The sequence below is a fragment of the Streptomyces sp. NPDC002845 genome, from assembly GCF_053591955.1.
Genome location: NZ_JBSFUU010000008.1, coordinates 118,560 through 132,392 on the forward strand (window position 1 = coordinate 118,560; position 13,833 = coordinate 132,392).

The following is a 13,833-nucleotide window of genomic DNA, read 5'->3' on the forward strand; positions in this document are numbered from 1 at the left end:
GAGGGTCGGTGAGTTCGCGGGGCTCAGTCGGGCACGAGGCCGAGGGCGTACTTGTACCGGCTGACCGTGCTGCCCTTCAGTCCGGGCCAGTTCTGTACGCGCTCCCACTCGGCCATGGCCGAGCCGATTCCGTCGCCGGGGGCGGCGAGGGCCTCGATGTGCGCCTCGGCGCTGTCCCACTCGGCATAGTTGAGAACCCTCGTGCCGTCGGTGCTGAGGTGGAAGTGGGCGGAGATGCCGCCGGGGTGCGGGTTCGGCTCGGCCTCCAGCGCCTTGAGGACGGCGTCCACCCAGGCGCGCTGCCGGCCGGGGTCGGGGCCGTCGAACTCGATGTCGACGATCACGACACACCCCGGCACCCGCCCGCCGCGGTCCGCCGGGCCGACGCTGCGGTAGTGCCGGTACCGTCCGAGCGCCACCCGCTCGATACCGGGTACGGCGGTGTCGATCTCGTCGTTGCGCTCCTGCCGGTGCACCTTCACGAAGGACTCGTACGCCTGCTCGCTGGTCCACTGCGAGTAGTGCAGGAGGCTGGAGGCGTCGTCGCCGGTGTAGACGTAGTAGCCGAGCAGGCCGTCGGTGGGCCAGGGCCGCCGCTCCCAGGTGTCGGCGATGGCCTCCACGGTCTGCCGCTGCCGCAGGGGCGCCCCCACCCGCCAGGTGCTGAAGAAGGGGGCGCCGACTTCGGTGCGGTCGAGCACGGGGTGGGCTTCGGTACGACGGGTCATGTCGCTCTCCACGGATTGCCGGTCGGTGTGTGCACCCACCACCCTTCAACCTCAACCATGATTCAGGTCAAACGCGCGATTTCGCGGCCTGGGTTCAGGGGCGCCTACCCCTTCGACGGCCCCCCGCGCCCGCGCTCCCCGAGCCGGGCCAGCTGGCTCTGGAACCAGTCGAGCCGGGCCTGCAGCAGAGCCGCCTCGGCGACGAGTTCGGGCACTCCGAGGTCGCCCGCGAGCTCGCCGGCCTGCCCCAGGGCCGTACCGCCCCCCGCACGTACCCTCAGCCCCTCCCCCGCCAGCTGCGCGAAAGAGGCGAGCGACACCGACGTACGACCGCGAGCGCATCCCGCGCAGGAGCCGGCCAGCCCACGCCACCCCGGCCGCCCCCACCCCGCGTCGGCCAGCGCCACGGCTGCCGCACCGCAGGCGCACGGCCCGACGGTCGCGTGGCGGACCCGCTGGCGCGCGTACCGGAAGCCGCGCTCGAAGCGGATGTAGGCACCGAGGACGGAGACTTCGAGGAGCGCGGCCGCGCGGTGCTCGGCGGTGCACAGCAGTGCCTCGGCGGCCGCACGGTCGTGCACGCAGTGGAAACCGCAGTCGCAGAGGCGGGCGGGCGGCCGGTGCCGCCGCCCGTAGACGCAGCGGGCCTCGTCGAGGACGCCGTACGGCAGCGCGCCGCCCAGCGAGACTCCGGTGAACCCGGCCCGGGTGCCGTCCTGGGACAGCATCGGGTGGGCGATCTTGTATCCGGTCGGCGGCTCCGCCGGACGTTCCTCGGGGAGCCGCAGCCTCATCGCGCGACCGGGACCTCTTCGACCGCGGCCGCCTCCAGCTCCTCAGCCACTTCGGGAAGTTGCGGCTGCTCCTCGTACGACTCAACCGACTCGTACGACTGGGGCCTCTCCTCCGCGACTCCGGTGGCGAGTGCCTTGCCGAGCCTCATGACGCCTCCCATGACCTGCCGTCGATGACCGTCCTCGCCATGGTGGCCCATAAGGGGGCGAGTTGGCACTAGTGTCTGTCACGGCACCTCGACTCCTCCCCGTAGCAAAGCTAAGCAACACCTCGTAGAAGAATTAAGTGGAACTTCGCGGTCGACCGTGCCGAGACTACCTCCATGACCACCCAGGCCACCCGGACCACCCACCGCACCGCTGCCCCTTTCGGCCGTGCCCTCTGCGCGATGATCACGCCCTTCACCGAGTCGGGCACCCTGGACCTCGACGGCGCGCAGCGACTCGCCGCACGGCTGGTCGATGAGGGCTGCGAGGGCCTGGTCCTGTCCGGTACGACGGGAGAGTCGCCGACCACGACGGACGCGGAGAAGGCGGATCTGGTGCGCGCGGTCCGCGAGGCGATCGGCGACCGGGGCTCGATCGTGGCGGGCGTCGGCACCGCCGACACGCGGCACACGGTCGAACTGGCGCTGGCGGCCGAAAAGGCCGGCGCGGACGGCCTGTTGGTGGTCACGCCGTACTACAGCAGGCCCCCGCAGGACGCGGTCGAGGCCCACTTCCGCGAGATCGCCGACTCCTGCGGACTCCCCCTCGCCCTGTACGACATCCCCGGCCGGACCGGTACCCGCATCGAGCCGGACACCATGATCCGGCTGGCGGAGCATTCGCGGATCGTGGCCGTCAAGGACTGCGCGTACGACCTCCTCGGCACCCAGAAGGGGCTGGCGGCCACGGAGTTGGCGTACTACACGGGCTGCGACGAGTACGTGCTGGCGCTGTACGCGGTGGGCGGCGCGGGATACATCAGCACGGTCGCCAATGTGGCTCCCCGTCACTTCCGCTCGATTCTCGACGCGTTCGACGCGGGTGACACGGCACAGGCGGCCCATCTGCAGCAACAGGCCATCGAGCTCACGGAGTTGATGATGGCGTCGGGCCTGCCGGGCACGGTCACGGCGAAGGCGCTCCTCGCCCGGCTCGGTCTGCCCTCCGGTCCGGTCCGCGCACCGCTGCGGCCCGCCGGCCGGGAGACGGCCGACGGGCTGCTGGCGGCGTACGAGCGGCTCACCGCCGCCTGACCGGAGCGATCAAGCGGCCAAGCGGTCAGCGTTCGGCGAAGACCGGCGACCAGCGCCCGGCCGCGCCGTCGTTGCCCTTGCGAGGGCCGCTCAGCGGGACCGTCTTGTCGTTGCCGATGGTGACGAGCACGAGCCCGTTGTGGAACTCGTTCGCGCCCGACGCGATGTCCCAGGCGATCAGCCGCTTGTTGTCGACCCAGGCGAGCAGTTGCTGACCGGGCACCTTGCGGACCTGCTCACCGGTCGAGGGGTCGAGGATCCACGAGGCGGTCGTCGTGGCGCCGCCCGCGAAGCCGCCCGCGGCCAGCTTGCCGTCGGGGGACAGGCCCGCCTCGACGTACCACTCCAGGTGCTTCTCGTTCGCGGGCGGGGGCACCTCGTTGCCCTTGAAGTCGTAGTACTGCACCCCGGGGTCCATGATGATCCCGGAGGCGACGAGCTTGCCGTCATGGCTGAAGGAGAAGTCCTGGCGTACGTTGAGGATTTGGGCGTCGGTGGAGACCTCGCTCCAGGAGCCGTTGCCGGAGCCGACGTCGATGACGTAGAAGCCGGTCCGGTCCGACTCACCGAACTTGGAGATCCAGTCGTTGTTCTTGCCGTCGCCGTCGCTGTCGTAGTCCGCCCGGTACAGCAGGTCGGGGTTCTCGCTGTACGTCGTGGCGACGAGCTTGCTGCCGTCGGGCGAGAACTCCACGGCCGCGACGCCGTGGTCGACCGGAATCCAGCGCTCGACCTTGCCGGTGAGCAGGTCGAGCAGGCCGATGCGCTTGGCCGGCAGGCCCTGTTCCAGGACGGCGGCGGTGCGCATGCCGGGGGCGACGTCGACGAAGGACCACTTGGTGGTCTTCTCGTACTTCCCGGTCTCCTGGTCGAGGAGCCAGTAGGTGCGCACGGAGGTGCCGCGGTCGTTCGTCTCCTTGACGGTGTCCCGGACGTAGTACGCGGCGAGGGCTGTGTTTCCGGCCGCGATCAGGTCGCGCGGCGGCGACTGGTCCGGGTGGGCGATGATGTCGCTCCTGTTCATCTCGCTGGCGATCCGTGCGCCCTCCTCGCCGCCGTCGAGCAGCGGTACGCCCACGGCGACGGCGACCACGGCGGCGGTGGCCGCGGCGACGGTCGCGAGCGTACGGGTCCTGCGGCGGCGCCTGGTCGTCAGCACGCGGTCGGCGAAGCCCGGCTCCAGGGGCGGCTGTTCGGTGGCCTGTTCCCGCAGGGAGTCACGAATCAGTTCCTCGACGTTCACGGGCGCACCTCCACGGGCGACAGGTCACGGGACAGAGGCTGCTCGACATCGGCCGGGCCGAGCGCGGCGGTGTCTTTGCCGGCCGACGAAGGGGCCAGTTCGGGCGCGACGACGCGCAGCCGGGCGAGCGAGCGGTGCGTGGTGGAGCGGACGGTCCCGACCGAGCACCCCAGAATCCGGGCCACGTCGGCCTCGGGCAGATCCTCGAAGTACCGCAGCACCAGCACGGTCCGCTGCCGCGCGGTGAGCCGTGCCAGCGCGCCCCGCATCAGCAGCCGCAGCTCGGTGGCGGCCGTCCCGTCCCCCGTGCCGACGTCGCCCTCGGGCGGCTCCGCGACACTGACCTCCCGCCGTGGCCACCTCAGCCGCCACCGGCTGACCTGCTGCCGGTACAGGATCTGCCGTACGTACGCCTCGGGCTCGTCGATCCGCTGCCACCGCCCCGCCGCCTTGACCAGCGCGTTCTGCAGCAGGTCCTCGGCAGCGTGCCGGTCCCCGCCACTCAGCAGCACTGCTGTCTTCAACAGCGCCGACGACCGCCCCGCCACGAACTGTCGGAAACTCTCCAGCCCTTCGGCATCCATCGTCACCTTCTCTTCCCCGGCGGACTCTGTGCCCCGCCCCTGTACCCCTTGTGACGCGCGGGCCCGCGCCCCGCTATGCCACGGCCTCAGAAGAATTTCACCCGGCCGTCCGCCACGTCGTGGCTGGTGCCCCGGCACGCGGATCGCCGTGACGGCGTACGCGGCGCGCCGCCGCTTCGCGAGGAGGCTGTCCGTCCACAGCGGATGAGCCGACCAGCGGACCGGCGGACGAATGGACGGCAAAAGAGAAAGGCAAGGAGGTCACCCACTCCTTGCCACTCTCAACGTATAGCGCACTGGGGGGCTTGCGGCAAGGCCCCTGTCGTGCCGCAGAATCACCGGCCGAGGCCGGAATCTGCGAAAAACGGGAGTCGCCAAGTGCGTGTGTTGTTGTCGACGTATGGGTCGCGCGGGGACGTCGAACCGCTGGTGGGGCTCGCGGTGCGGTTGCGGGAACTCGGCGCGGAGGTGCGGGTGTGCGCGCCGCCGGACGAGGACTTCGCGCAGCGGCTGGCCGGTGTCGGCGTGCCGATGGTGTCCTTCGGCCAGTCGGCGCGCGCGCTGACCAAGGCGGCGTCGCCGCCGGCTTCCCTGCCCCAGCGTGCGGCCGAGATGATCGCCGGCCAGTTCGCCTCGGTCACCGCGGCAGCCGAGGGATGTGACGCGCTGGTGGCGACCGGGGTGTACCCGGCCGTGGCCGGCGCGCGGTCGGTGGCCGACAAACTGGGCATCCGCTCTGTGCACGCGACCTTCCAGCAGCTCACCCTGCCGTCGCCGCGGCGCCCGCCGCTGGCGTATCCGGGCCGCCCGTTGCCGCCGGACGTGACCGACAACCGGGTGCTGTGGGACCTGGACGCCCAGAGCGTCAACGCGCTGTTCGGTGAGGCGCTCAACACCAACCGGGCGTCGATCGGTCTGCCCCCGGTGGGCAACGTCCGTGACTACGTCATCGGCGACCAGCCGTGGCTGGCGACGGACCCGGTCCTGGACCCGTGGCAGGAGGGGCCTGATCTCGACGTCGTACAGACCGGCGCGTGGATTCTGCCGGACGAGCGCCCGCTCACGGACGAGCTGGTGGCGTTCCTGGAGGCCGGCGAACCGCCGGTGTACGTGGGCTTCGGCAGCATGCCCATGCTCGCCTCGAAGGATGTCGCCCGGGTGGCCGTCGAGGCGGTGCGCGCGCAGGGCCGCCGCGTACTCGTCGCTCGCGGCTGGGCCGACCTGAGCCTGATCGACGACCAGGAGGACTGCTTCGCCGTCGGCGAGGTCAACCACCAGGCACTGTTCGGCCGCGTGGCCGCCGTCGTGCACCACGGCGGCGCGGGCACCACGACGACGGCCACCCGGGCCGGTGTGCCCCAGGTGGTCGTACCTCAGTCGGTGGACCAGCCATACTGGGCCGGCCGGGTGGCCGACCTGGGCATCGGCGCGGCACACGACGGTCCGACCCCGACCTTCGAGTCCCTGTCGGCCGCGCTCAGGACGGCCCTGACCCCCGAGACCCGCGCACGGGCGAGGGCCGTGGCGGGCACGATCCGCACCGACGGGGCGACGGTGGCCGCGAAGCTGCTGCTGGACATGGTCAGCCACGAAAGGCCGCCCGTGCCCGCGTGAACCACGCGGGATCACCGAGCCGGGACCCGGAACACGAGAACCTGCACATGGCCACCAGGTTCGTCACACCGGTCCAGACGCCTTGCCGCACGCAATGGTCGCAAGCGACCCCATATCGGAGCTGATGACGTGAACCCCCTGACCACCAGCGTGTTCGACCTTCCCGACCGCCTCTCCCCCAAGGCCGACCCGACGCTGATCGCCGGCGACGAGGAGCACTTCGCGGCCATCGCGGAGTGCCTCGATCAGACGATCGCCGAACTGTCCGACCGCCTCGATGCCGAGCGCATGGCGCCCGGCGGCATGGGCCGGCAGGCGATGGACCGGGACGCGGAGATCCACCGGCTGACCACTCGCCTGCGCGCACTGCGTCGCTTCGGTCTGGACCTGTGCCTCGGACACATGGTCGGCGCGGACAGATCCGAGCCGGTGTACGTCGGACGACTCAGCCTGACGGACCGCACGGGTCGTCGGCTGCTGGTCGACTGGCGCTCCCCCGCGGCCGAGCCGTTCTTCGGGGCCACCCACGCCAACCCGATGGGTCTGGCGAGCCGCCGCAGGTATCGCTGGACCCGCGGCCGGATCAGCGACTACTGGGACGAGGTGTTCACCCCGGCCGGGCTCGAACGGCACGCCGCGCTCGACGACCAGTCCGCCTTCATCGCCAGCCTGGGCAGCAACAGGTCGGCACGGATGCGAGACGTGCTCGGCACCATCCAGGCCGACCAGGACGCCATCATCCGGGCGGGGTCCCGCGGCGCTCTCGTCGTCGACGGCGGTCCGGGTACGGGGAAGACCGTCGTCGCCCTGCACCGCTCCGCCTACCTCCTCCACTCCGACCCTCGCCTCGGTCACCGCCGGGGCGGTGTGCTGTTCGTCGGTCCGCACCGGCCCTACCTGGCCTACGTCGCCGATGTCCTGCCCAGCCTCGGAGAGGAGGGCGTGCAGACCTGCACCCTGCGGGACCTCGTCGCCGAGGGAGCCGGAGCAGCGGTCGAGGCCGACCCGGACGTGGCCCTCCTGAAGTCGTCCGCGAACCTGGTGAAGGCGATCGAGACGGCCGTCAGGTTCTACGAGGAGCCGCCCGCGAAGGGGATGACGGTCACGACCCACTGGTCCGACATCCGGCTGAGCGCGGGCGACTGGGCCGTGGCGTTCGAGGCGGCGGAACCCGGTACGCCGCACAACGAGGCGCGCCACCAGGTCTGGGAGGAGCTGCTCACGATCCTGGTGGACAAGCACGACGGCGAAGACGTCTCGCCCGACCTGCTCCGCAAGTCGCTGAAGCAGAACAGGGAGCTGGTCACGACCTTCAACCGCGCGTGGCCGCTGCTCGAAGCGGCCGACCTCGTCGGAGACCTGTGGTCGGTACCCGCCTATCTGCGGATGTGTGCTCCCTGGCTCGGCCCCGACGAGGTCCGCAAGCTGCAGCGCAAGGAGGACCCCCAGGCCTGGACGGTGTCCGACCTACCGCTCCTGGACGCGGCACGGCAGCGGCTCGGTGACCCGGAGACGGCCGTGCGCAAGCGCCGGCACGAGGCCGTCCTCGCCGCCCAGCGCGAGCGCATGGCACAGGTCGTCGACAACCTGATCGGGGCCGTGGCCGACTCCGGCGCCGACGGTGACGACGGCGAAGGCCTGGTGACGATGTTGCGCGGCGAGGACGCCCAGGTCAGTCTGGTCGACGAGTCCGAACTGCCCACCGCCGACCCGGACCTGCTCGCCGGCCCGTTCGCGCACATCGTCGTGGACGAGGCCCAGGAACTGACCGACGCGGAGTGGCAGATGCTGCTGCTGCGGTGCCCGTCCCGGAGCTTCACCATCGTCGGGGACCGCGCCCAGGCCAGGCACGGGTTCACGGAGTCGTGGCAGGAGCGGCTGGAGCGGACCGGGTTCGACCGGATCAGCCTGGCCTCTCTGAGCATCAACTACCGGACGCCGGAGGAAATCATGGCGGAAGCCGAGCCGGTCATCCGGGCCGTGCTCCCGGATGCCAACGTGCCGACCTCCATCCGCAGCGGCGGCGTCCCCGTCGTACACGGGTCCGTTTCGGAGCTGAGTTCGGTCCTCGACAGCTGGCTCGCCGCTCATGCCGCCGGGATCGCCTGCGTCATCGGTACTGGTGACATCGGAGTTGGCACGTTCCGGGCGACGTCCCGTGTCCGGTCGCTGACCCCGGAGCTGGCGAAGGGGCTTGAGTTCGACCTGGTCGTCCTCATCGACCCGGAGGAGTTCGGCGAGGGCATCGAGGGAGGCGTCGACCGCTATGTCGCGATGACCCGGGCAACCCGGCAACTCGTCGTCCTCACAAGCTCCTGACGCCGGCCGGACGAACGCCCGCTCCCGGCCGGGTCGGTGGCGTTCGTGGCCGCGCGACACCGGCCAGGCCCGGCCCGCGCAACTGTGCCCGCACAGCCGTGTGCCCTCCCGCGAGTCGTGCTTCGGGAGGGCACACGGGTGTGCTGCGCGGTCCTAGTTGTGGCTGTGGAGGATCTCGTTCAGGCCGCCCCAGACCGCGTTGTTCGGGCGGGCCTCGACCGTGCCGGTGACCGAGTTGCGGCGGAAGAGGATGTTGGAGGCGCCGGAGAGTTCGCGGGCCTTGACGATCTGGCCGTCGGGCATGGTGACGCGGGTTCCGGCGGTGACGTAGAGGCCGGCCTCGACCACGCACTCGTCGCCGAGGGCGATGCCGACGCCCGCCTCGGCGCCGATCAGGCAGCGCTCGCCGATGATGATGCGGACGTTGCCGCCGCCGGACAGCGTGCCCATGGTGGAGGCGCCGCCGCCGATGTCCGAGCCGTCGCCGATCACGACACCGGCGGAGATGCGGCCCTCGACCATCGACGTGCCGAGCGTGCCCGCGTTGAAGTTCACGAAGCCCTCGTGCATGACGGTCGTGCCCTCGGCGAGGTGGGCGCCGAGGCGGACCCGGTCGGCGTCGGCGATGCGGACGCCCTTGGGGGCCACGTAGTCGGTCATGCGGGGGAACTTGTCGATCGAGGTCACCTGGAGGTGCAGGCCCTCGGCGCGCGCGTTCAGCCGGACCTTCTCGACGTCGTCGACGGCGACCGGGCCGAGCGAGGTCCAGGCGACGTTGGCGAGGAAGGCGAACATGCCGTCCAGGCTCTGGCCGTGCGGCTTGACCAGGCGGTGCGAGAGCAGGTGCAGGCGCAGGTAGACGTCGTGCGCGTCGGTCGGCTTCTCGTCGAGCGAGGCGATGACCGTGCGGACCGCGACGACCTCGACGCCCCGGCGCGCGTCCGGCCCGATCGCCTTCGCCGCGCCCTCGCCGAGCAGTTCCACGGCCCGCTCGGCCGACAGCCGCTCCGTACCGGACGGGCCGGGTTCGGCGGAGAGCTCGGGCGCGGGGAACCAGGTGTCGAGAACGGTGCCGTCGGCGGCGATGGTGGCAAGGCCCGCCGCCACCGCGCCGGTGGTGCTGAGAGCAGTCGTGTCGGTCATGGGGGCAACCTAACCGGCCGGGGCCCACGGAGGCCAACCAGCGGGAGGGGCGTCTCAGGTGCCGGGCGGACCGGGTGCCGGGCGGACCGGCGGGCCGTGGGCACCCCCGTGTCCCACGGCCCCTCCGGTCAGCCCGGGTCAGCCCGGTCGGCCCCACTCCCCCTCAGGGCTGCTGCCCGTCCCCGTCGACCACGGCCCCGGCCAGGCGCGTGGTCTCGAGAATGATGTCGCCCGCCTTCCTCGGCCGGGGCGGGGTGTCCCCGGGGTACTCCTCCTCGTGGTCGCGCACGACGATCCAGCGCTGCCCCACGGGCTCGTAGGTGAGCGGGTCGATGAGGACCTCGGTACGGATGTTCGCGTCCGCGCCCCCGTCGATGTAGACGGCGATGACGTCGCGTCCGGAGACGTCCTGGACCAGCCGGTCGCGGACCGACACGCCGGGCAGTGTGGCGAGCGCCCGGTACATCTTGGCCAGCCCCTGCGGGGGCATGGGGTAGGTGTCGAGGAGCACGCCCAGGGCACGGAAGTTGTGCCAGAGGGTCGTCTCCTCGTCCCCCTCACCGGAGGGGTAGAACTCCCGCGCCTTCGCCAGGAGTTTCTCCGGGTCGGACGGCAGGTCCTGGATGTACCGGAACCGCTCCCGGGGCGAGTGGTCGTCGCCCTCCCGCCAGTTCTCGAATTCCGGGTCGGCGTACTTGGTCCAGCCCTCGCTGGTCTGCGGGGGCTCCGTCTCACCGCCCGGCCAGCCACCGCTCGACTGCGTCGTCGACTTGGAGTAGATCCACTGGGTGTCGCCGGGCTCGGCGACGGGCTCGTACCGTTCGACGGTGTCCGCGGCCCGCCCGAGGACCTCCGCGGCGCTGCCCAGCACCGTCTGCGAGGCACCCGGCCGCACCTCGTTCGGCGAGCCGTCGTTCCCGACGACGCCGACGACGAGCAGCGCGGCCGCCGCGACCGCGGCGACGGCTCCGGTCGCCGCGAACCGCCAGTCGGTGCGCAGCCGGCGGACCCGGCCGCGTCCGGCCGACGCCGACGCGTCCATCAGCCGCTGCCGTCCGGGGGCGAGCCGTGCCCGGTCCGGCTCGGGCGCGTCCGCGCGGAAGTCCCGCACCTGGGTCATCTCGTCCATGTCAGATCACCTCCGGGGTATCGGGTACGAACGCGGGGTTCGCCCCGAGCGTCGTACGCACCTTGCGCCGCGCCCGGTTGAGCCGCGAGCGGACCGTTCCTACGGGGATGCCCAGCGCCTCGGCGACCTCCTGGTAGGTGAGGTCCGCCCAGGCCACGAGCAGCAGTACGTGCCGGTCCCCGGCCGGCAGCGCCGCCAGCGCACCAGCGAGTTCCTTCTGTGCCACGACCCTGGTCTCGGTGTCCTCGACCCAGGACGCGGCGACCGGGTCGTGCCCGGTGCGTGCCAGCGCCTTGAGCGCCCGTACCTCGGTACGGCGGTGCTTGCCGATGAGGTTGCCCGCGATGCCGTACAGCCAGGGGCGCGCGTTGCCGTGCGTCACGTCGTAGCGGGCGCGGATGCGGAAGGCCGTGAGAAACGTGTCCGCGGTGATGTCGTCGGCCATGCCGTCGCCGAGGCGCCGGGCCACGTACCGGTGGATGTCGGGCGCGTACCGGTCGTAGAGCCGGGCGAACAGCTCCGGCTCTTCCAGCGACTGGGCGACGACGTCACCGTCGTCCTCCAGCCGCATGTCCGGTGGTGGTCCGGTCACAAGGCCTCCCCCATGTTTTGTCCTTGCCTCGTCGTGAGCCTGTCACCCCCCTGTTCCCCGGTCGGCCGGGAAGGGTTCACGGTCCGGGCGAGGACTCCGCGGGGCCTTCAGGAATCACCCGGTGGCCTTCGGGGAATCACCCGCGCCAGCGCCTCCCGCGCCCACTCCTCGTCGTACGGCACGCCAGTCAGCAGCACCTGGAGACAGATCCCGTCGATGAGCGCGACCAGGGTCCGGGCGGTGACCGGGTCGGTGCGCCGGGCGAGCAGGTCGGCGAGGTCCTGGCACCACTCGGCGGCGACGGGCCTGAGGGCGGGGCGGCGCAGGGCGGCGAGGTAGAGCTCGTACTCCAGTTCCACGCCCGTACGGTCGCCGGCGAGCCATTCGCCGGTCAGCGTGGCCAGTTCGGCGGCTAGGTCGACGCCGGGGTCCTCCAGGGCACCGTGCGCGGCGACGACCTTCGCGAAGCCCTCGCTCGCCTGCCGCAGCGCGGCGACCAGGAGTTCGTCGAGGGTCTTGAAGTGGTACGTGGTCGAGCCGAGCGGCACATCCGCCTCGGCTGCCGCGGAACGGTGGCTCAGTCCGGCGATGCCCTTCTCCCCTACGACCCGGATCGCCGCGTCGATGATCCGCTGGCGCCGGTCGGGGTCGTACCGGCGGGCCATCAGTGCGCACCTCCGAGGTTCAGCACCACCACCCCGACGATGATCAGCGCAATCCCGGCGGCCTTCGCGAGGCCCAGCTCCTCCTCGAACAGGACCAGCCCGAGGGCGGCGACGGCCGCGGTGCCGACCCCGGCCCAGATCGCGTAGGCCGTGCCGACCGACACGGTCTTGAGGGTCTGGGCGAGCAGCACGAACGAGACGACATAGCCGACGGCGGTCACCAGCGAGGGCGCCAGCCTGCTGAAGCCCTCGCTGTACTTCATGGCGGTCGTCGCGGCCACTTCGGCGGCGATGGCTCCGGCGAGCAGAACGTATCCCATGCGTACAAGCGTACACATCATACGTACGGCCGTACACATCAAGAATTCGCCAAGGCTTACAGCCGGTAGAAGCGGAACAGTGCGAGGGGCCCGGGGCGGCGGCCGGTGCGGACGTACCCGCCGGGGAGGAAGGGCCACCCGCCCACCCACGGGTTGGCGCTTCCGGCCCGGGGTGAGCCATCGCGTCCCGGACGCCGATCGAAAAGGACGTGAATCCGGCCCAAAGCCTCAACTCGGCCGCCGAAGCACTGAATTCGCAACCAAACCGCGTCGGGAAAGAGCTGCTCGGAGACCACTGGTTCCACTACTGTTTCAACGGTCAACACACCCGGCTTCCGCGGCCACAGCCGTTCCGCGTGTGTCTGTGACGTTGATTCCTCCTGTGCCGAATGACGAATTCGCGTTCGCCTTTGGCGACGCTGAGGGAACCGCGCATGCCAGAAGAGAAGCCCGGATCTACTCCGGCCCGGCCCGCTCCGCCCGCTTGGAGCGCGCCTCCGAAAGTGTGGGAAACCGGCGAAACGCCGGATGATTCCCGGGTGCCCGGCACACGAAGACTCTGGCTGGCCGGTGGGCTTGCCGTAGGAGTCCTGGTCACGAGCGTGGCCGCCATCGTTTTACAAGAACAGTCGTCTGACGACTCCGAGCGGCGTACGGGGCAGACCACATCCGCCGACCGGCCGGTCGTCCCCGCTGTCTCCCTGCCTCCGACGCCTCCCAGCGGGAAGAGCGGCCTGTCCTCTCCCCAGCCCTCCCCCAGCCCCACGCGGAACTCGGGGAACTCTGGGAACTCGGAAGGTTCCGGCGGCTCGTCCACCCAGCAGGGCGGTGTCAAGCCGACGCCGGCCTCCGAGCCCTCGGCGTCCGCCAGCAAGCCGTCGGCCTCCAAGCCGCCCGCCGAAAAACCCTCGGACCCGTGGAAGTCCGTCCAGTCGGTCAATTACCCCGACCGTTACTGGCACCTGAGTCGCGGCGCCATCCGGCTCGACCAGGTGAGTTCCCGCAGCGGGAGCGAGACCAGGGAGGACTCCACCTTCAAGGTCGTCCCCGGCCTCGCCGACTCCTCCTGCCACTCCTTCGTCATGAAGGACGGCAGCTTTCTGCGCCACGAGAGCTTCCGGCTCCGCGCCGACCGCAACGACGGCTCGGCGCTCTTCAAGCAGGACGCCACCTTCTGCGCACGGCAGTCCTTCCACTCCGGTGCCGTGATGCTGGAGTCGGTCAATTACCCGGGCTATTTCCTGCGCCACAAGAACTTCGAGCTGCGCCTCGGTCCGGTCGAGAACAACTACGTCTACTGGGCGGACGCGGCGTTCCGGCTGGTGAAGGGGTTTGACTGAACCCGGGGAAACAGTGGAGCTGAGCCCAGGAGACAACTGTGGCCCCCGGCATACTGCCGGGGGCCACAGTCACATATGCGCGAAGGTCAGACGCTCGAACTTCGGACGTTCGAAGGTCAGA

At 71.1% G+C, this 13,833-nt stretch carries 14 protein-coding genes; 4 read left to right on the forward strand and 10 right to left on the reverse strand.

The genetic code is table 11. The features are described from left to right. Positions 1–23: 23 nt before the first annotated feature. The 3 genes from ACWD3C_RS08065 to ACWD3C_RS08075 form a co-directional block, all read right to left on the reverse strand. Positions 24–728 (reverse strand): antibiotic biosynthesis monooxygenase, encoded by a 705-nt coding sequence (locus tag ACWD3C_RS08065; protein WP_451141303.1) that lies wholly within the window; start codon positions 726–728, stop codon positions 24–26. Positions 729–832: 104 nt separating this feature from the next. Further along, positions 833–1,522, reverse strand: a complete 690-nt coding sequence (locus ACWD3C_RS08070; RefSeq protein ID WP_451141305.1) for a hypothetical protein — start codon at positions 1,520–1,522, stop codon at positions 833–835. Then, on the reverse strand, positions 1,519–1,671 hold the full coding sequence (locus ACWD3C_RS08075; protein WP_451141307.1) for a hypothetical protein: 153 nt from the start codon (positions 1,669–1,671) through the stop codon (positions 1,519–1,521). The genes ACWD3C_RS08070 and ACWD3C_RS08075 overlap by 4 nt, the downstream gene beginning before the upstream one ends. 174 nt (positions 1,672–1,845) lie before the next feature. On the opposite strand from ACWD3C_RS08075, the gene dapA reads away from it, so the two are divergent. Then, on the forward strand, positions 1,846–2,763 hold the full coding sequence (gene dapA, locus ACWD3C_RS08080; protein WP_451141309.1) for a 4-hydroxy-tetrahydrodipicolinate synthase: 918 nt from the start codon (positions 1,846–1,848) through the stop codon (positions 2,761–2,763). Positions 2,764–2,788: 25 nt separating this feature from the next. Here the strand turns inward: dapA and ACWD3C_RS08085 are convergent, their stop codons facing one another. Both ACWD3C_RS08085 and ACWD3C_RS08090 read right to left on the reverse strand, forming a co-directional pair. Then, a complete protein-coding gene (locus ACWD3C_RS08085) occupies positions 2,789–4,006 on the reverse strand; it encodes a WD40 repeat domain-containing protein (RefSeq protein WP_451141311.1) in 1,218 nt (405 codons plus the stop codon). Next, positions 4,003–4,590, reverse strand: a complete 588-nt coding sequence (locus tag ACWD3C_RS08090) for a SigE family RNA polymerase sigma factor (RefSeq protein ID WP_451141313.1) — start codon at positions 4,588–4,590, stop codon at positions 4,003–4,005. The genes ACWD3C_RS08085 and ACWD3C_RS08090 overlap by 4 nt, the downstream gene beginning before the upstream one ends. Positions 4,591–4,968: 378 nt before the next feature. On the opposite strand from ACWD3C_RS08090, the gene ACWD3C_RS08095 reads away from it, so the two are divergent. Further along, positions 4,969–6,204, forward strand: coding sequence for a glycosyltransferase (locus ACWD3C_RS08095; RefSeq protein ID WP_451141315.1), 1,236 nt, complete (start codon positions 4,969–4,971; stop codon positions 6,202–6,204). A gap of 129 nt (positions 6,205–6,333) precedes the next feature. Beyond that, entirely contained in the window at positions 6,334–8,523 is a 2,190-nt protein-coding gene (gene helR, locus ACWD3C_RS08100) for an RNA polymerase recycling motor ATPase HelR (protein ID WP_451141317.1), read from the forward strand. A gap of 153 nt (positions 8,524–8,676) precedes the next feature. Here helR and dapD read toward each other — a convergent pair whose 3' ends face one another. From dapD to ACWD3C_RS08125, 5 genes are all read right to left on the reverse strand, one after another. Beyond that, positions 8,677–9,666: a 2,3,4,5-tetrahydropyridine-2,6-dicarboxylate N-succinyltransferase gene (gene dapD, locus ACWD3C_RS08105; protein WP_451141319.1), complete on the reverse strand. Its 990-nt coding sequence runs from the start codon at positions 9,664–9,666 to the stop codon at positions 8,677–8,679. Between the two features lie 163 nt (positions 9,667–9,829). After that, positions 9,830–10,795 carry a CU044_5270 family protein gene (locus tag ACWD3C_RS08110; protein ID WP_451141321.1) on the reverse strand — a complete coding sequence of 322 codons (966 nt, stop codon included), beginning with the start codon at positions 10,793–10,795 and terminating at the stop codon, positions 9,830–9,832. Position 10,796: 1 nt separating this feature from the next. Beyond that, positions 10,797–11,387 carry an RNA polymerase sigma factor gene (locus ACWD3C_RS08115; RefSeq protein WP_451141323.1) on the reverse strand — a complete coding sequence of 197 codons (591 nt, stop codon included), beginning with the start codon at positions 11,385–11,387 and terminating at the stop codon, positions 10,797–10,799. Between the two features lie 107 nt (positions 11,388–11,494). After that, positions 11,495–12,052, reverse strand: a complete 558-nt coding sequence (locus tag ACWD3C_RS08120) for a TetR/AcrR family transcriptional regulator (protein WP_451141325.1) — start codon at positions 12,050–12,052, stop codon at positions 11,495–11,497. Further along, positions 12,052–12,372 carry a DMT family transporter gene (locus ACWD3C_RS08125; protein ID WP_451141327.1) on the reverse strand — a complete coding sequence of 107 codons (321 nt, stop codon included), beginning with the start codon at positions 12,370–12,372 and terminating at the stop codon, positions 12,052–12,054. The genes ACWD3C_RS08120 and ACWD3C_RS08125 overlap by 1 nt, the downstream gene beginning before the upstream one ends. A 539-nt stretch (positions 12,373–12,911) precedes the next feature. On the opposite strand from ACWD3C_RS08125, the gene ACWD3C_RS08130 reads away from it, so the two are divergent. Further along, complete coding sequence (locus ACWD3C_RS08130) at positions 12,912–13,712, forward strand: AbfB domain-containing protein (RefSeq protein WP_451141329.1); 801 nt, start codon at positions 12,912–12,914, stop codon at positions 13,710–13,712. Positions 13,713–13,833 lie beyond the last annotated feature (121 nt).

What these genes read in the sequence shown, in the direction of transcription:
- ACWD3C_RS08075 (WP_451141307.1), bottom strand. Translation starts at nt 1,671, where the DNA reads ATGAGGCTCGGCAAGGCACTCGCCACCGGAGTCGCGGAGGAGAGGCCC.
- ACWD3C_RS08125 (WP_451141327.1), bottom strand. Translation starts at nt 12,372, where the DNA reads ATGGGATACGTTCTGCTCGCCGGAGCCATCGCCGCCGAAGTGGCCGCG.
- ACWD3C_RS08090 (WP_451141313.1), bottom strand. Translation starts at nt 4,590, where the DNA reads ATGGATGCCGAAGGGCTGGAGAGTTTCCGACAGTTCGTGGCGGGGCGG.
- dapD (WP_451141319.1), bottom strand. Translation starts at nt 9,666, where the DNA reads ATGACCGACACGACTGCTCTCAGCACCACCGGCGCGGTGGCGGCGGGC.
- ACWD3C_RS08110 (WP_451141321.1), bottom strand. Translation starts at nt 10,795, where the DNA reads ATGGACGAGATGACCCAGGTGCGGGACTTCCGCGCGGACGCGCCCGAG.
- dapA (WP_451141309.1), top strand. Translation starts at nt 1,846, where the DNA reads ATGACCACCCAGGCCACCCGGACCACCCACCGCACCGCTGCCCCTTTC.
- ACWD3C_RS08070 (WP_451141305.1), bottom strand. Translation starts at nt 1,522, where the DNA reads ATGAGGCTGCGGCTCCCCGAGGAACGTCCGGCGGAGCCGCCGACCGGA.
- ACWD3C_RS08065 (WP_451141303.1), bottom strand. Translation starts at nt 728, where the DNA reads ATGACCCGTCGTACCGAAGCCCACCCCGTGCTCGACCGCACCGAAGTC.
- ACWD3C_RS08120 (WP_451141325.1), bottom strand. Translation starts at nt 12,052, where the DNA reads ATGGCCCGCCGGTACGACCCCGACCGGCGCCAGCGGATCATCGACGCG.